This window comes from Candidatus Leptofilum sp. (assembly GCF_965223285.1).
In the GTDB taxonomy this organism is placed as follows: domain Bacteria; phylum Chloroflexota; class Anaerolineae; order Promineifilales; family Promineifilaceae; genus Leptofilum.
In genome coordinates, this window is sequence record NZ_OZ244997.1 from 2,087,827 (window position 1) to 2,101,942 (window position 14,116).

General features: G+C 51.3%; 7 protein-coding genes and 1 tRNA gene. 1 reads left to right on the forward strand and 7 read right to left on the reverse strand.

Features of this window, described 5'->3' with window-relative positions; genetic code table 11:
• Positions 1 to 309 precede the first annotated feature (309 nt).
• The 4 genes from ACOQPU_RS09695 to dnaX all read right to left on the reverse strand — a co-directional run bounded on the left by ACOQPU_RS09695 (position 310) and on the right by dnaX (position 3,209).
• Positions 310 to 380: transfer RNA gene (locus ACOQPU_RS09695), tRNA-Gln, on the reverse strand.
• Between the two features lie 127 nt (positions 381 to 507).
• Entirely contained in the window at positions 508 to 1,110 is a 603-nt protein-coding gene (gene recR / locus ACOQPU_RS09700) for a recombination mediator RecR (RefSeq protein ID WP_420644911.1), read from the reverse strand.
• A complete protein-coding gene (locus ACOQPU_RS09705; protein WP_420644912.1) occupies positions 1,111 to 1,494 on the reverse strand; it encodes a YbaB/EbfC family nucleoid-associated protein in 384 nt (127 codons plus the stop codon).
• 86 nt (positions 1,495 to 1,580) lie between these two features.
• The gene (gene dnaX / locus ACOQPU_RS09710) at positions 1,581 to 3,209 is read right to left on the reverse strand and encodes a DNA polymerase III subunit gamma/tau (protein WP_420644913.1); all 1,629 of its coding nucleotides are present in this window, start codon (positions 3,207 to 3,209) and stop codon (positions 1,581 to 1,583) included.
• Between the two features lie 203 nt (positions 3,210 to 3,412).
• Between dnaX and ACOQPU_RS09715 the strand changes: the two genes are divergently transcribed.
• Positions 3,413 to 6,883 carry a protein kinase domain-containing protein gene (locus ACOQPU_RS09715; protein WP_420644914.1) on the forward strand — a complete coding sequence of 1,157 codons (3,471 nt, stop codon included), beginning with the start codon at positions 3,413 to 3,415 and terminating at the stop codon, positions 6,881 to 6,883.
• Positions 6,884 to 6,940: 57 nt separating this feature from the next.
• Here the strand turns inward: ACOQPU_RS09715 and ACOQPU_RS09720 are convergent, their stop codons facing one another.
• The 3 genes from ACOQPU_RS09720 to ACOQPU_RS09730 form a co-directional block, all read right to left on the reverse strand.
• Entirely contained in the window at positions 6,941 to 8,395 is a 1,455-nt protein-coding gene (locus ACOQPU_RS09720) for a sensor histidine kinase (RefSeq protein WP_420644915.1), read from the reverse strand.
• Positions 8,396 to 8,636: 241 nt separating this feature from the next.
• The gene (locus tag ACOQPU_RS09725) at positions 8,637 to 10,799 is read right to left on the reverse strand and encodes a S8 family peptidase (RefSeq protein WP_420644916.1); all 2,163 of its coding nucleotides are present in this window, start codon (positions 10,797 to 10,799) and stop codon (positions 8,637 to 8,639) included.
• A gap of 173 nt (positions 10,800 to 10,972) precedes the next feature.
• On the reverse strand, positions 10,973 to 13,981 hold the full coding sequence (locus ACOQPU_RS09730) for a S8 family peptidase (RefSeq protein ID WP_420644917.1): 3,009 nt from the start codon (positions 13,979 to 13,981) through the stop codon (positions 10,973 to 10,975).
• Between the last annotated feature and the right edge of the window lie 135 nt (positions 13,982 to 14,116).

Sequence of the window (14,116 nt, forward strand, 5' to 3'; positions counted from 1 at the left end):
TGCTCATCAACAAGATTTTTACTTCTTTTATTTAACGATGTATTCAATGTTCTTTTGTTTATTCTTGTAAACTTTTGCTTTGTGAGAATCTTTATTTCTCTCATACCACGATTTCTTCTGCTCGCTTTGGCAAACTCGACAAGTGCGCTGTCGTTGCCCCAACTTCTTTCGTCTCCAGCTAAATTCCTCAATGGGCTTTATTTGTTGACAACGATTACAAACCTGAGTTTCCATCCGCAAACCTGAAATTGGCACTATGCAAGTGAGATAAAAAAAGAGGCCATATTTTTCATATGACCTCGGCTTCTGCTGCGGTGCCTGGGATCGAACCAGGGATGGCGGATTCAAAGTCCGCTGCCTTACCACTTGGCGACACCGCAAAGACGGGCGAATGTTAGCACATTGACAAATGGATGACAAGATTAGGCACAAATCGAAATCGGTAATTAAGCAACTGAGAAATTGAGTAATTTAAGCCAAAAATTGCCAGATTACCGAATGTCCAAATTACAGCTCTTGCCGCCCTTCCAACGCTCGACCCAGCGTGATTTCATCGGTGTATTCCAGGTCGCCACCAACGGGCAACCCGCGGGCCAGACGCGTCAGCCGCACGTTAGATTCTGCCAAACGCCTTTGGAGATAAAGCGCAGTTGATTCGCCTTCCAAAGTTGGGTTTGTCGCCAGGATGATTTCCTGAAAATCTGCTTGCTGAACGCGGGCAACCAGTTCACCAATTTTCAAATCTTCGGGGCCAACCCCTTCTACCGGAGAAATAGCACCATGCAGGACGTGGTAACGGCCGTTAAACGCCTGAGACCGCTCAATGGCCAACACATCCAGCGGCTCCTCCACCACGCACAGCAGCCGGTCATCCCGCGCAGGGTCGGTGCAAAGGTTACACGGGTCTTCTTCGGTAATATGGAAGCAGCGGCTACAAAAGATGGTACGCTCCTTCATATCCTGAAGTGCCCCGGCCAAATCCAATGCTTGCTCATCAGCCATGCGCAGCAGGTAAAAGGTGAGCCGCGCCGCCGATTTGGGGCCGATGCCCGGTAGCCGCGCAAACTCGTTGATGAGCCGCTGAACCGGCTGCGGTAAGGCAGAAGCCATCTAACCTAACCCCAATCCGCCCAGCATATCGCTCAGGCCACCGCCCAGACCACCGGTGATGCCTTCCATCCGCTCGGCAGCCAATGCCTGGGATTGCTCGATGGCGGCGTTGACGCCAGCAACAAGCATATCTTGCAGCATTTCGGCATCATCTGGAGTCAGCAGCTCCGGGTCTACGGTGATTGAATTAATGCGCTGGTGGCCAGTGATGACGATGCTAATGGCCCCACCGCCAGCCGTAACGGTGATGGTCTCATTTTCCAGGGCAGATTGGGCGTTAGCCATCTGTTCCTGCATTTGCTGCATCTGGTTCATCAAGCCACCCGCGCTGGGCATCTTGTTTTTCTTCGGCTTCGGCCGACCACGAAATGATCGTTTTGACATAGTTTTCTCCTTTACTACTTTGCTTCCAAAGTTTGTAATACTCCTTACTTGTGAATGAAATTTAGGCTATTTGTGAAGCGGAGTATTTACTCTTCTGAAACGGTGCCGCCCAACTCTTCTGCCAGGGCGCGAAAATCGTCTGGCTGAACGGGCACGGTATATTCGCTGGTAACAACGCCGCGCACGGCCGTATCTTGCCCCAGCAGCTCTGTTAAAATGTCACCTACCAGCGGGGCAGCACCTGCAAGATTATCGAACTTATCCTTGAACAAGGGGTAATCGAAGCCGATGACGAGCGTGCGCCCCTCAGCGGCAAGCGGCTTGCCCATGTTGAGCAGGGCCGGCAGGTTTTTAATTTTTTGGCCAGCCTGCGCCACCAAATCGGCCCAGACGGCCTGCACCTCACGCACGGCAAGCGGTTTAGCAGTTGCTTTTGCAGCTTTGGCAGCCGCTGGTTTAGCAGGTTCTGACTGTGGCTCCGCCTCTACCTCCGGCGGTGGCGGTTCAGGTATTGGCGGCACGGCCGTTTCTACTGGTTCCGCTTTCTTTTTGGCTGGCTGGCTGGCTGGTTTCGCTTTGGATTTAGATGTTGTGGTGGCGGGAACGCCCGTTGCGGCCACAGCAGGCAGCGACGTCTCCGGCAGCAGTTCTATGAACGCCATTTCCAACGGAAGCTGCGGCTGCCAACTGCCTGCCGCTATCAGTGCCGCCTCGTTAAAACGCTTAATGGCCTCAATGAGTCCCTGGCGCGGGGCACGCTGCGCTTGCGCCGCCATCTCTTGCCGCTGTTCAGGAGTTGCTTCTAATGGCAACGCTTCCCCGGCCGCTTGCAGCAGCAGAAGCTCACGCAAATAAGTCACCATCTGGCGGCAAAATTGGCGCGGGTCTGTGCCCGAAGCGAGTGCCTCATGGATGAGAGCCAGCCCGCCAGCCCCGTCTCGATTGAGCCAGGCATCTGTCAGTTTGCCAACCGATTCGTTGGAGGCGGTGCCCAGCACCATCTGCGTTCGCTCGGCCGTGATGACATCATCCTTGCCCACCACCAGCTGATCGAGCAAACTTTCGGCATCCCGCAAGCTCCCAGCCCCTTGCCGCGCAATCATTTGCAACGCTTCTGGCTCGATGGTGAATGCTTCTTTGTCTGCTAACCAACTCAGTCGCTGCATAATTTCTTCCTGGTTGAGCAAGCGGAAGTTGAACTGCTGGCAGCGCGATTTAATAGTAACAGGCACTTTATGCTCTTCGGTGGTGGCGAGTACAAATTTCACGTGCGGCGGCGGTTCTTCTAGCGTTTTTAGCAGGGCGTTGAAGGCAGCGGTGGAGAGCATGTGAACTTCGTCGATGATGTACACTTTGAAGCGGCCTTCAGTGGGGGAAAAGTTAATTTTGTCTCGCAGCTCACGAATATCATCCACGCCCGTGTTGGAAGCAGCATCAATTTCGATGAGGTCGAGGAAACGGCCGTTCCCAATTGATTGGCAAACGGTGCATTCATTGCACGGCCGTTCCGCCAAATCTTCATGCAGGCAGTTCACCGCCTTGGCCAGCAGCCGGGCACTGGTGGTTTTCCCCGTGCCGCGCGGGCCGCAAAACAGATAAGCATGGCCCAGCCGGTCAGCGGCCACGCTGTTTTGCAACGTGCGTGTGACGTGCTCTTGACCAATAACATCATCAAAGCGGGCAGGCCGCCATTTACGATAGAGAGCTTGGGACATGGCGTTAGTTTAACATTCACCCTACCCCCTGACAAGCGAGCAAAAGCCATCTTTTAACAAACGTTTACAGGTGAAAACGACCTTTGGCCTAGTACCTATGTTAACGGCTCGCTGCATGATTCAGATGCCAACTATGTTATAATGATTGAACTGGCGGAACACAGATTCGCTCATTTATTGACCATGTTCTTACCTTTTATTTGATGACCAGCACGCAGGCTCTCACTCCACCTGAAGTCGAAAATATGACGGTTAACGGCCGTTACATCATCCATGAAAAAATTGGCGAAGGCGGCATGGGGGTTGTTTACCGGGCCACAGACCGACTGTCTGAGCATATTCTGGCCTTTAAGCAGGTGATTGTACCCACCTGGGAATTTGCTCTGGAAGACACCATCATGGCCGGTGACCTGGCAGAGAACCTGCGTTTGGCCCTGGCTCATGAGTTTGAAACGCTCGCCTCCTTGCGGCACCCCAACATTATTTCTGTTTTGGATTACGGTTTTGACGAAGAGAGACGACCATATTTCACGATGGATTATGTGATGGGGGCCAAAACCATCCTGGAAGCGGGCAAAGGGCTGGATGAAGCCGGTAAGATTCACCTGCTACAGCAAACGCTGCAAGCCCTGGCTTATCTGCATCGGCGCGGCATCTTGCATCGCGATCTCAAGCCCGCCAACGTATTGGTTACCTACCGTACGGTGCGCATCCTCGATTTTGGGCTGGCAACCACCCAAAGAAGCACCATGCAGGCAGCGGGGAGCATTCCCTATATTGCCCCAGAAGTGTGGGAAGACGAGCCACACTCAGAAGCAGCCGACCTGTACGCGGTGGGCATTATCGCTTTTGAGCTATTTGCCGAGCGGCATCCGTTTGACGTAAACAGCCCCCAATTTTTGGAGCAGGTTTTGGGTGAAACACCAGATTTATCCATGGTGAATGCCTCTCCAGAGGTAACGGCCGTTATTGGCAGGCTCATTGAGAAAACGCAAGAAAATCGCTACCCTACCGCTGAAGCCTGTATCGAAGCCTTGAGTCAGGCGATTCAACAACCCGTTCCGGCGGAAAGCATTGCTATTCGCGAGAGCTATTTACAAGCCGCCACCTTTGTGGGGCGTGAAAAAGAAACCAAGTTGCTGCTGGATGCGCTCGAAAAAGCTAAAGAAGGGCAAGGCTCCGCCTGGCTGGTAAGCGGTGAAAGTGGCGTCGGCAAAACCCGCCTGTTGGATGAAATTGGCACTCAGGCTTTGGTGCAGGGGGCACTGGTGCTGCGTGGTCAGGCAGTTGAAGATGTTGGCAGCACACCGCTGCAACTATGGCAGCTTGCCCTACGCCGCTTGATTCTTACCGCCACGCTAGATGATTTGGCGGTAGGTGTCCTTCAAGCCCTCATCCCGGACATCGGTCGTCTGCTACATCGCGAAGTCATCCAGCCGCCCCAACTGGATGCGCCCGCCGCGCGCCAACGCTTAATCAGCACCATCACCAGCCTCTTTGGCGATCAGTCTCAATGGATATTGCTCATTCTGGAAGATTTACACTGGGCAGGTGCCGGGTTAGAAATATTGCAGCAGCTCACCCGTCTGGCACCCCGTTTGCCACTGCTGATCATTGGTAGTTATCGGAATGATGAACAAGTTTCGCTGGCGGAGAAGGTGCCGCTGGCAGAAGAGATTCCACTTGGCCGACTGTCAGCTGATGAGATGGCAGCGTTGAGTGCCAGTATGCTGGGCGATGTTGGCGCAGACCCGAACGTGCTGGCACTTTTGCAGCGAGAGACTGAGGGAAATGCGTTTTTCCTGGTGGAGGTTGTTCGTGCTTTGGCAGAAGAGGCAGGCCGCTTAAGTGCCATTGGGCAGATGTCTTTGCCACAGCAGCTTTTCCCCCAGGGCATTCAAACGATTGTGCAGCGTCGCCTGGCGCGTGTGCCGCAAACGGCCGTTCCCCTGCTGGTAGGTACGGCCTTTGCCGGTCGTCAGCTGGATTTGAATTTGCTAGCAGAGCTCGTCACCATCACCGACACCCCCATGCCGCTGGAAACGTGGCTGGCAACCTGTGCAGAAACGGCCGTGCTGGAACTGTTCAACGGCAACTGGCGCTTCGCCCACGACAAGCTCCGGGCAGGCATTCTGGAAACCGTTACCGCGAACAAGCATACCCAATGGCACCAAACCATCGCCGAACAAATAGAGAAAATTTACCCCAACAATCCAGAACAAGCGGCTGCCCTAACGTTCCACTGGCATGAAGCAGGCAACCTGGCAAAAGAACGAGAATATGCCCGCCAGGCCGGTCTCTTTGCCCAGCAACAATTTCTGAATCAGGCTGCCATTGAATATTACAGTCGCGCCCTTGAACTCACACCTGAAGAGGATTTACAGGCGCAATTTGTGCTTTATTTGGCACGTGAACAAATATATCATCTACAAGGTAAGCGAGAAGAGCAGCAGGCCGATCTGGCCGCACTGGGTCAAATTGCCGCCAACCTGGCAACCCAGCAAGATGTAGACAGACGTGCCGAGGTAGCCTTGCGGCTGGCCAACTTCGCCGAAGCCACGGGCGACTATCCCGCCTCGCTGGCCGCCGCAAAAGAGGCGTTGCGGCTTGCCTTGGAAGGCAACGATAAAAAGAGCGAAGCAGCCAGTCGTTTAGCCGCTGGCCGTACGCTGGTGCGCCAGGGCGAGTACGAAGCAGCCCAGGAAAATTTACAAAGAAGCCTGTTTGCCGCCCACGCCGACGCCCTTACGGACATAGAGGCAGATACGCTGCGGCAGTTTGGCATCATGACTTACGACATGGGACATCTTGACCAAGCCAAAAAGTATTACGAGCAATCGCTGCCGCTGTATGAAACGTTAGAAAACAAGCAGGGTGAAAGTGCCATTTATAACAATTTGAGCATTGTCGCAATTTCACAGGGGAACATTGAACAAGCCTTGGTTTCGCTAGAAAAAGCGCAGCAAATTGATGAGGCGATTGGTGATCGTGAGGGCCGAGCGCGCATCTTAACCAACTTGAGTTCACTTTATTTGGATTTGGGGGCATATAATTTGGCCAGACAGTCCAGCCAGGAGGCACTCAACGTCTGCCGCGAGATCGATGTTGCCTTTGGCGAATGTTTTAATCTCATCAATTTAAGCATCGCAGCCCATTTTCTGGGAGATGATTCTCAGGCTGAACAGTACAGCCAAGACGCCTTAGCATTGGCGGCAAGAATTGGCAGCCAGTTTTTGAGTGGTTTAACGTTAAAAGATCGCGGCTTCTTGCTAATTAACCAGAACAAGTACGCTGAAGCGGAAGAAGTGTACCAAAACTCTGTGGGCTATTTAGCGCAAACAGAGCAAGTTTTGGAATCACGAGCAGGTTTAGCCTGGTTAGCAATGCAACGGGGTGATGAAACGGCCGCTAAACAACATCTCGCCCCCATCCTCGAGCATCTACACCAGGGCAACACGCTGGATGGTACAGCAAGACCCTTCTACATTTTACTGCACACTTATAAAGTGCTGTTTTGGCTTCAAGACCCTGGGGCGGCAGAAGTGCTAGCAATGGCTTACGGCCGTTTAGTAACCTGGATTAGCCAAATCACCAACGAAGAATGGCAAGACTCCTTCTTAGAGAGCGTTCCGGTTAATTTGGAAATCGCCACCCTGTACGAATCCCAAGAATAACCAACCACACAACTAACCAGCCGTTCTCCAAACCGGTACGTTGAAAACGGCTGGCGACTAAAGAGGTAACGTTACGGTGAATTGGGAACCTTTCTCTTCCTCACTGGTAACGGTGATTTGGCCATCATGCGCTTCCACAATGGCTTTCACAATCGCCAAGCCCAAACCAGTGCCAACTGCCTTCTTTTCATGCTTTTCCACACGACGGAAGCGGTCAAAAATGTAGGGGATTTCTTCAGTTGGAATGCCATAGCCCGTGTCGCGCACGTGTACCATCACCTGCTTCTCATCCACGGCCGCCTCCAGGCAAACTTGCCCCCCCTCTGGCGTATATTTAATCGCGTTGGAGAGTAAATTTTGGAAAACGCGCTTTAGCTGCTCCTCGTCGCCCGACAGCATAATGGACGCAGCCCCAAAGTGATGACCCAGCGTAATCTCTTTTTTCTCCGCCTGCACAGAGATAGATTCCAGCAGATATTGAAGAGAATTGATCAGATTGAATGGTTCAAATTCCAGCTTAAGCGTACCGCCTACCTGTAAATTTTCCAGGTCGAGGATGTTGTTAACAATCTCAGTTAAGGCTTGTTGGTTGTTGCGAATTATTTGGGAAATATGGGGCTTCTTTGTCGCAATATCTGGCCACTTTATAAGCATTTCGGCATAAAGGCCAATGGTGGTCAGTGGCGTTTTCATGTCGTGGGTAAGTACCGCCAAAAAAGCATCTTTTTCGCGCATCACTTCAGATAGCTCTTGGGTGCGTTCCGCCACCATACCTTCCAAATTCTCCATGTACGTTTGAATCTTGCGAACATAGAGCCGAAACGACAAAGAAGAAAGCAAAATCGGGAAGAAAAAGATAATGATACCAATGCTCTGAAAACGTGAGATGGCTGAGGCCAACAAAACGCCACCGATGATTAAAACGGAAAGGTTCACGACCATCGCCCAGCGATTTTCCAGCCAAAAAGATTTTGGTTGGAACTTAGCACCGTGAATCATACGCAGCATAATCACCAGCAGCCAAAAGTTGATTTGGTCATAGGCAACGGCCGCACAAAGCCAAGCCAGACTACTGCGAAAAATCGAGAGGTTATTTATACCTTCAATCGCCAGAAAAATATTCCCAGCGATTAAGATGGCGATGCTATGCATACCTATGTTAAAAGTAAGTTGTGTCCAACTGCGCTCGCTGGCTGGTTTATTCTTGTTTTTGTATAGCCAAAAGGCTAGCCCTGAAGATGTGACGACGATTGAAGCGGCCAATGGACCATAAAATGGCACTGCGCCTAAGCCAATCGCGGTGCCCACTTCAAACGCTATTTGTTCATCGCCTACCGTCATGAAGGTTGCAGCAATCTCGGCAACAGCAGCAAGTAAAATGAGCAGGAGCAAATTCAATGGTTGCTCATAAAGAGGAAACTGAATTAAACCAAAGAACACAATGCTCAAGCCCGCGACGCTAACAATCGTTAAATAATATGAATCCCATTGTTTTGGCTTGGCTAAAATCATGATGCGCCTCAACAGTTAATTCTCAGTTTTGCAGTCTGTTTTGTATCCAATTACTGCTGTAAGTTGATCATAAATAAAGTCATACGCAATAGCAATCACGCATCTGTACCACTCATGACAAAAGCCCCCATGCGTTGAACGTGCATAGGGACTTGGAAATAATTTACAGGGGAACTTGAACGTCAATATGTAGCCAGATTCGCTTTGCCTACTCATGTGTGTACTGGAATCTTCACGTCACTTAGGGTCGATATGGATCATCTTCAACCCAGGTATTGATGCTGCTGGTTGATGTACTCCAAGCCGGGTTTTCCCAGTCAAAGCTGGTCGCCCACATATAACCATCTGTCCATAAATCGGCAGTGGCCCACATATAGCCAGTCGCCCACATGTAACCCGTGGCCCACATATAGCCAGTTGCCCACATATAGCCACCTGTCCAGGCGTAACCATCAACATCCATAATGTAATAGTTTCCGTCGGCATCCATGTTGGCGGGACCGCCAAAGTGGGCTGTGCCGTCCAAGTCGGCAGCGATGTCCAAACCCAGGTTGGCGCAGCCATTTTCAGTGCTGTGAACGGCCGCATAGGCATTCACCTGCCCCGCCCCCTGCTGGAAGACACTGTACGCAAGTTCTCCGCTGTCGGTAACGGCCGTTTGCGCCGAGTGCATTAGGCGACACTTGACATCATCCGGGGTAAGATCAGGATTTTCTTGCAGCATCAAGGCAACGACACCGCTAGTAACAGCCGCTGCTTGCGACGTACCGGACATGGTGAAATACGTCAGGCCATCATGAAAGCTGGGATACTTCGCTGCAAGCTGCGAGAACAGAGGCATCACTGCCTTAATATGTCCGCCGGGAGCAACCACTTCTGGCTTTACAAAACCCTCTACTGTGGGTCCAACCGATGAAAACGAAGCCAGAAAATCATCTGAGCGATTGGCAAAAGTAAAATTATCTGATGTTGCGCCAACCGTGATGATATAGGGTACGTTTCCTGGTACACCGATAGACATTGGCTCTGGGCCGGTATTACCGGCGGCAGCCACCACAACGATTCCCGCTTGCCAGGCGCGCATAACCGCTTGATTGAGGGGATCATCCCAGTAAAAGGATTGGGGTGTTGCGCTAAAAGAGAGATTTAAAACGCGGATGTTGTACCTATCTTTGTTGGCCACAATCCAATCAAGACCGCGAATTACATTCAGATAGCTTCCGTCACCGTCTGCACCAAACGCTTTTACTGCGACTACGTTGGCATCTGGTGCAATGCCACCAAAAAAAGTATCAAAGAATTTGTCTGCACCCACAGCTGTACCCGCAATGTGCGAGCCATGACCACTTTCATCACCAGTAAACCAGTGTTCTTCTCTCAGTTCACCTTCAATCGCATCGTAATAAGCGACAATCCGCTCTTGCCAATTTGAATCATATTTAAGTGAAGGCATATAAAGATCGATGCCCGTATCTAAAAAGGCAATTGTTACATCATCACCGGTAACACCCGCCATTTGAAGCTGATCGCTACCTACTGCCATGCTAGGCGTCACCTCATCAAAGCTGCCAGGGGCTAAACTTGCAGTCCAGTTGGTATCGCTGCGCGCAGTTTGAATCGTTTCTGCTGGTGAATAGGTAATCTCAAGGAAATCAACTTTCAATTTGTCTCTATTCCCCAAAGAAGGGGAGGTTGACAGCCGAATAATGACATTGTCAGCATTATTGGTAGAAAAATCGAGTGTTAGCATCTGCCATTGGCTATCGTTATCTGGCCCGGCAATACGGCTCAATTCTTCCCAAGAATTGCCCTCGTCCGTGGACAGCTCGATGGCTACAAAATCTGCCGAATCGTCGAAGTTAATACGTTTGTACGCCAAGCTCAAAACTGCTGTCTCGGCCAGCGAAAGATTAACCATACGCTCAATGCCTTTGTTATCATCTTTTAGCAAAAGCGCACCGCTTGTGGTGATTCTTACATCGCCTGATTCCGCCTGATCGCTTTCCCCAATTTCTTCCCAGTCGCTGACCCAGTTGACGCTGCCATCGTTGTTGTTGTAGGTCTGCACGGAAAAGTCGTCTCTCACCGTGAGGCCATTGTCACTGTCACTTACGGTTACGGAGCTATCTGGATAAACGGCCGTTACCCTCTCGTTCATCTGCAAAGCCATCTGTTGTGAATCGGTGAGCCGCACACCGACGGCATTGATAATGGTCAGTTCATGGGTCACTGTGCCGCCGACGGCTTCTACGGCCGTTACGGCCGTTGCCATATCAGTTGCTTGCACAATATAGCTACCTGTTGGTTCTGCCTGAGCATTGCCAATGCCAGCCAACAGCAAAGAGATAAGGAGGAGAACGGCCGTTAAGCGACCTGCTATGTGGAATAACTGTTTTGTCTTCATTGGCACCCCTAGTGTCTAAGAAGTTCGCTTTTTAGACACTTTTAATTGGCTTTTCTTCCTATAACACTTTTTCAAAGAAGTGATTAAAGCGCACTATTATTTATGAACCTGCTACTTTGCAGCGTTACCAGATAGGTCCAAGCCTAACGCTTGAACCTATCTCTATCTGAGAGCTAGGGCTGTTCTTCGGCAAAGCCATTCCAATAATGGCTTTCGTCCCAGTAATGCCCATCATCCCAGTAGTTATTGCTGTTCCAGTAAAAATCACTATTTTCAAAGTAGGTGCCAGCCCAGAAATTACCACCTGCCCAGAAGTTGCCGCCTGCCCAGAAATTGCCACCAGCCCAGTAATTGCCGCCTGCCCAGAAGTTGCCGCCTGCCCAGAAGTTGCCGCCTGCCCAGAAGTTACCGCCAGCCCAGAAATTGCCACCCGCCCAGAAATTGCCACCATCCCACAGGTAGTTGTCTTCAAAGGGAAGCGGATCGCGATTTTGGTCAACGAGACGATACACGCCATTGGCGTCATCATAAATGACTGGCCCGACGTAATCGCTGCCAGGAACCATGTCGCCGTTGGCTGCGCCAGGATAGTTACCAAAAACAGCCTCCGTGGCCACAATTTGCCCTGCACCCTGCTGGAACAGGCTGTAGGCTAATGTTTCACCATCTGCCTCTAATGCCGGTCGGGCGGTAACCATCAGGCGATGCTTAACTTCATCCGGGGTGAGGTTCGGGTTCTCGTCCAGCATGAGCGCGATGACACCAGAAGTAACGGCCGTTGCCGCCGAAGTCCCGGCACTCTGATACAGCCCATTGAGACGACTCTGATGTGGATGATTCATTGCCCAACTGCTGGCCGCATCAATATACATCAAAATATGAGCCCCAGGTGCCATAACGTCTGGCTTAATAAAACCAGCTTCCGTTGGCCCAGCCGCGCTAAATGATGGAATGTAATCATCGTCGCGGTTGTCTGGCGTATAGTTGTCGGTGAAGGCACCCACGGTGATGACAAAAGGATCATTGCCGGGCGTGGTAATAGAACCCGCCTCTGGACCCGTGTTTCCGGCTGCGGCCACCACCACAATGCCAGCATCCCATAGGGCTTCTACCGCCTGGTTCAGCGGATTTTCCCAATACGGACCAGTGACTGGGCCGGATAGTGACATACTGACGACGCGAATATTGTGCGTTTCATGATGGGTTAATATCCAGTTTAGACCGTCGATGACCTCAGAGTAGCTGCCTTTTCCTTCATCATCCAGAACCCGCACGCTTACCAGATTGGCTCCAGGAGCCACGCTGACCGTGCCGCCCTCACCATCGCTGGCATGGCTAGCCACAATACCAGCCATAAAAGTGCCGTGCCCGTGCAGATCTTCATTTGAGCCACCGATGGCACTGTATTCAGCCAGGAGGCCGCGCCCCAGTGGATCGATGTCTACCCCAGTATCTATAATGGCGACGGTGACGCCGGACCCATCAACGCCTTGATCTTGCACCTGATCGGCACCAATAATTTGCAGATAGTCGTTAATTTCTGGCGTGGGCATATCAACTGTCATGAGCAGTTCATCAGCCCGTAGCGTTCCGTTAGGACCATCTTTGTACAGCCACGGCCGTACGCTTGTAGTACCTGCAGGTGCTGTGCCTGTTACCAGAAGATATTCGTAGGCGGTAATATTGGACAGCAAGCGTACAGCTTCGCCTATTTCATTTCCATATTCATCTAGAAAATCTAGCCCCATGCTGGCCCACTGGCTGCTATCGCTAAGTTTAAAATAGCCGCTGAAGGAAACCGTATCCCCTCCATTAGCAAGGATGGCATCAGCCTGGCCGAGCCCAGTGTAAGGCCCTAGCTCAACAGCGTTAGATCCCACAACGGCATCGGAAACGACTGTGGCTGATCCAGTTCCGCCTGTTCCCCAACCAGACAGACCAGCCTCAAAACCAGGGTTTTGTAAAATGGTGTCTCCTGTGATTGTCAGAGCATCGGCAAAGAGGTACCCTTTCTGTCCATTTTTGCTAACCCAAATACGCGCGAAGGCACTGTTTGGCGGGGCCACTCCCGATACGACCAGGTTTTGGTAGTTCCCATGATTAGACACCGTACGGATGACATCGCCGACCTCATTTAAGTTACCGTCCAGAAAATCAATGCCAAAGCCAGCCCATTCTGGATTGGCTTGTATTTTGAACCAGCCGCCGAAGGTAAGGGTTTCACCAGGCAAAACGCTTAGCAATGAACTATGTTCAACGCTGCCATTCTCTTTGCCAATACGAACAGCGTTGGCACCAGCATATGCCTCAGAATCTATCGCAACATCACCTTGAGCAGCCCATTGGTCCAGGCCTGCTTCAAAACTGAGATTTTCTAACGCCTGGACGGTTGTGACACTAAAATCGTCGGCATATAAATAGCCGCTGTTGCCATTTTTCCATACCCACAAAGATACGTAAGCAGTATTTGCCGGGGCAACCCCGGAGACGGAAAACAAAGAATAATCAGTTGTATTGCCTACGGTGCGCACCAGCTCGCCGATTTCATTGTAATTGCTATCTAAAAAGTCAAGACCAAAGCCAGCCCAACTAGACCACCCAGACGTCTTGAACCAGCCACTGACCGTATAGGTTTGCCCGGGGGCACCCGCAATCATTTGGCTTCCACCGCCAGAGCCTTGGCCGATCCGCGCGGCTTTACTGCCAGAATTCTCGTCCCAACTTATGGACATGCTGCTGGAATTCCACCAGTAAGAGAAGTTATCCTCAAAGCCGGGGTTATTTAACAGGTTGCTGCTGCCCGTAGAACTTTGTACGGTTGCATCCAGGGAAATCTGCTTGACGCCCGGTTCGGAAGCGACCAGTTGGATGGCATCAGTTGCTAGTTCAGCAGCAAAGCCATTGATGATGGGCAGCTCTTTGGTAATGGTCCCGCCGTGTTGGGCAACGGCCGTTTCCACCCCTGTTCCCGCGCCATCTTTTTGGACGATCACCTGAACACGTTCCGGGGCATCCTGTGTCAAAAGGCTCTGCAAGGCTGCATCGATATTGTTATTTGCAGTTTCACCTTGAGGAACGGCCGTACCACCCACAGGTGCTGCCACAAAGGCCAACACCGCCGCGAAGAATATAAAAATGGCCGCAAAACGGCCGATTGTCGGAAATACAGTCTTTTGGTTCATTGATTCCCCCGATGTCCAACGGGTACTGCCATTTCGGACATGGACTCAAACTATTTATTTATCTTCCAAGAGTTGGCTCAAACTCTTTTGACTTCCTATGCTACTTACTAAAATAAAAATAACAGGTTACGGAAA

What these genes read in the sequence shown, in the direction of transcription:
- recR (WP_420644911.1), bottom strand. Translation starts at nt 1,110, where the DNA reads ATGGCTTCTGCCTTACCGCAGCCGGTTCAGCGGCTCATCAACGAGTTT.
- dnaX (WP_420644913.1), bottom strand. Translation starts at nt 3,209, where the DNA reads ATGTCCCAAGCTCTCTATCGTAAATGGCGGCCTGCCCGCTTTGATGAT.
- ACOQPU_RS09715 (WP_420644914.1), top strand. Translation starts at nt 3,413, where the DNA reads ATGACCAGCACGCAGGCTCTCACTCCACCTGAAGTCGAAAATATGACG.
- ACOQPU_RS09725 (WP_420644916.1), bottom strand. Translation starts at nt 10,799, where the DNA reads ATGAAGACAAAACAGTTATTCCACATAGCAGGTCGCTTAACGGCCGTT.
- ACOQPU_RS09720 (WP_420644915.1), bottom strand. Translation starts at nt 8,395, where the DNA reads ATGATTTTAGCCAAGCCAAAACAATGGGATTCATATTATTTAACGATT.
- ACOQPU_RS09705 (WP_420644912.1), bottom strand. Translation starts at nt 1,494, where the DNA reads ATGTCAAAACGATCATTTCGTGGTCGGCCGAAGCCGAAGAAAAACAAG.
- ACOQPU_RS09730 (WP_420644917.1), bottom strand. Translation starts at nt 13,981, where the DNA reads ATGAACCAAAAGACTGTATTTCCGACAATCGGCCGTTTTGCGGCCATT.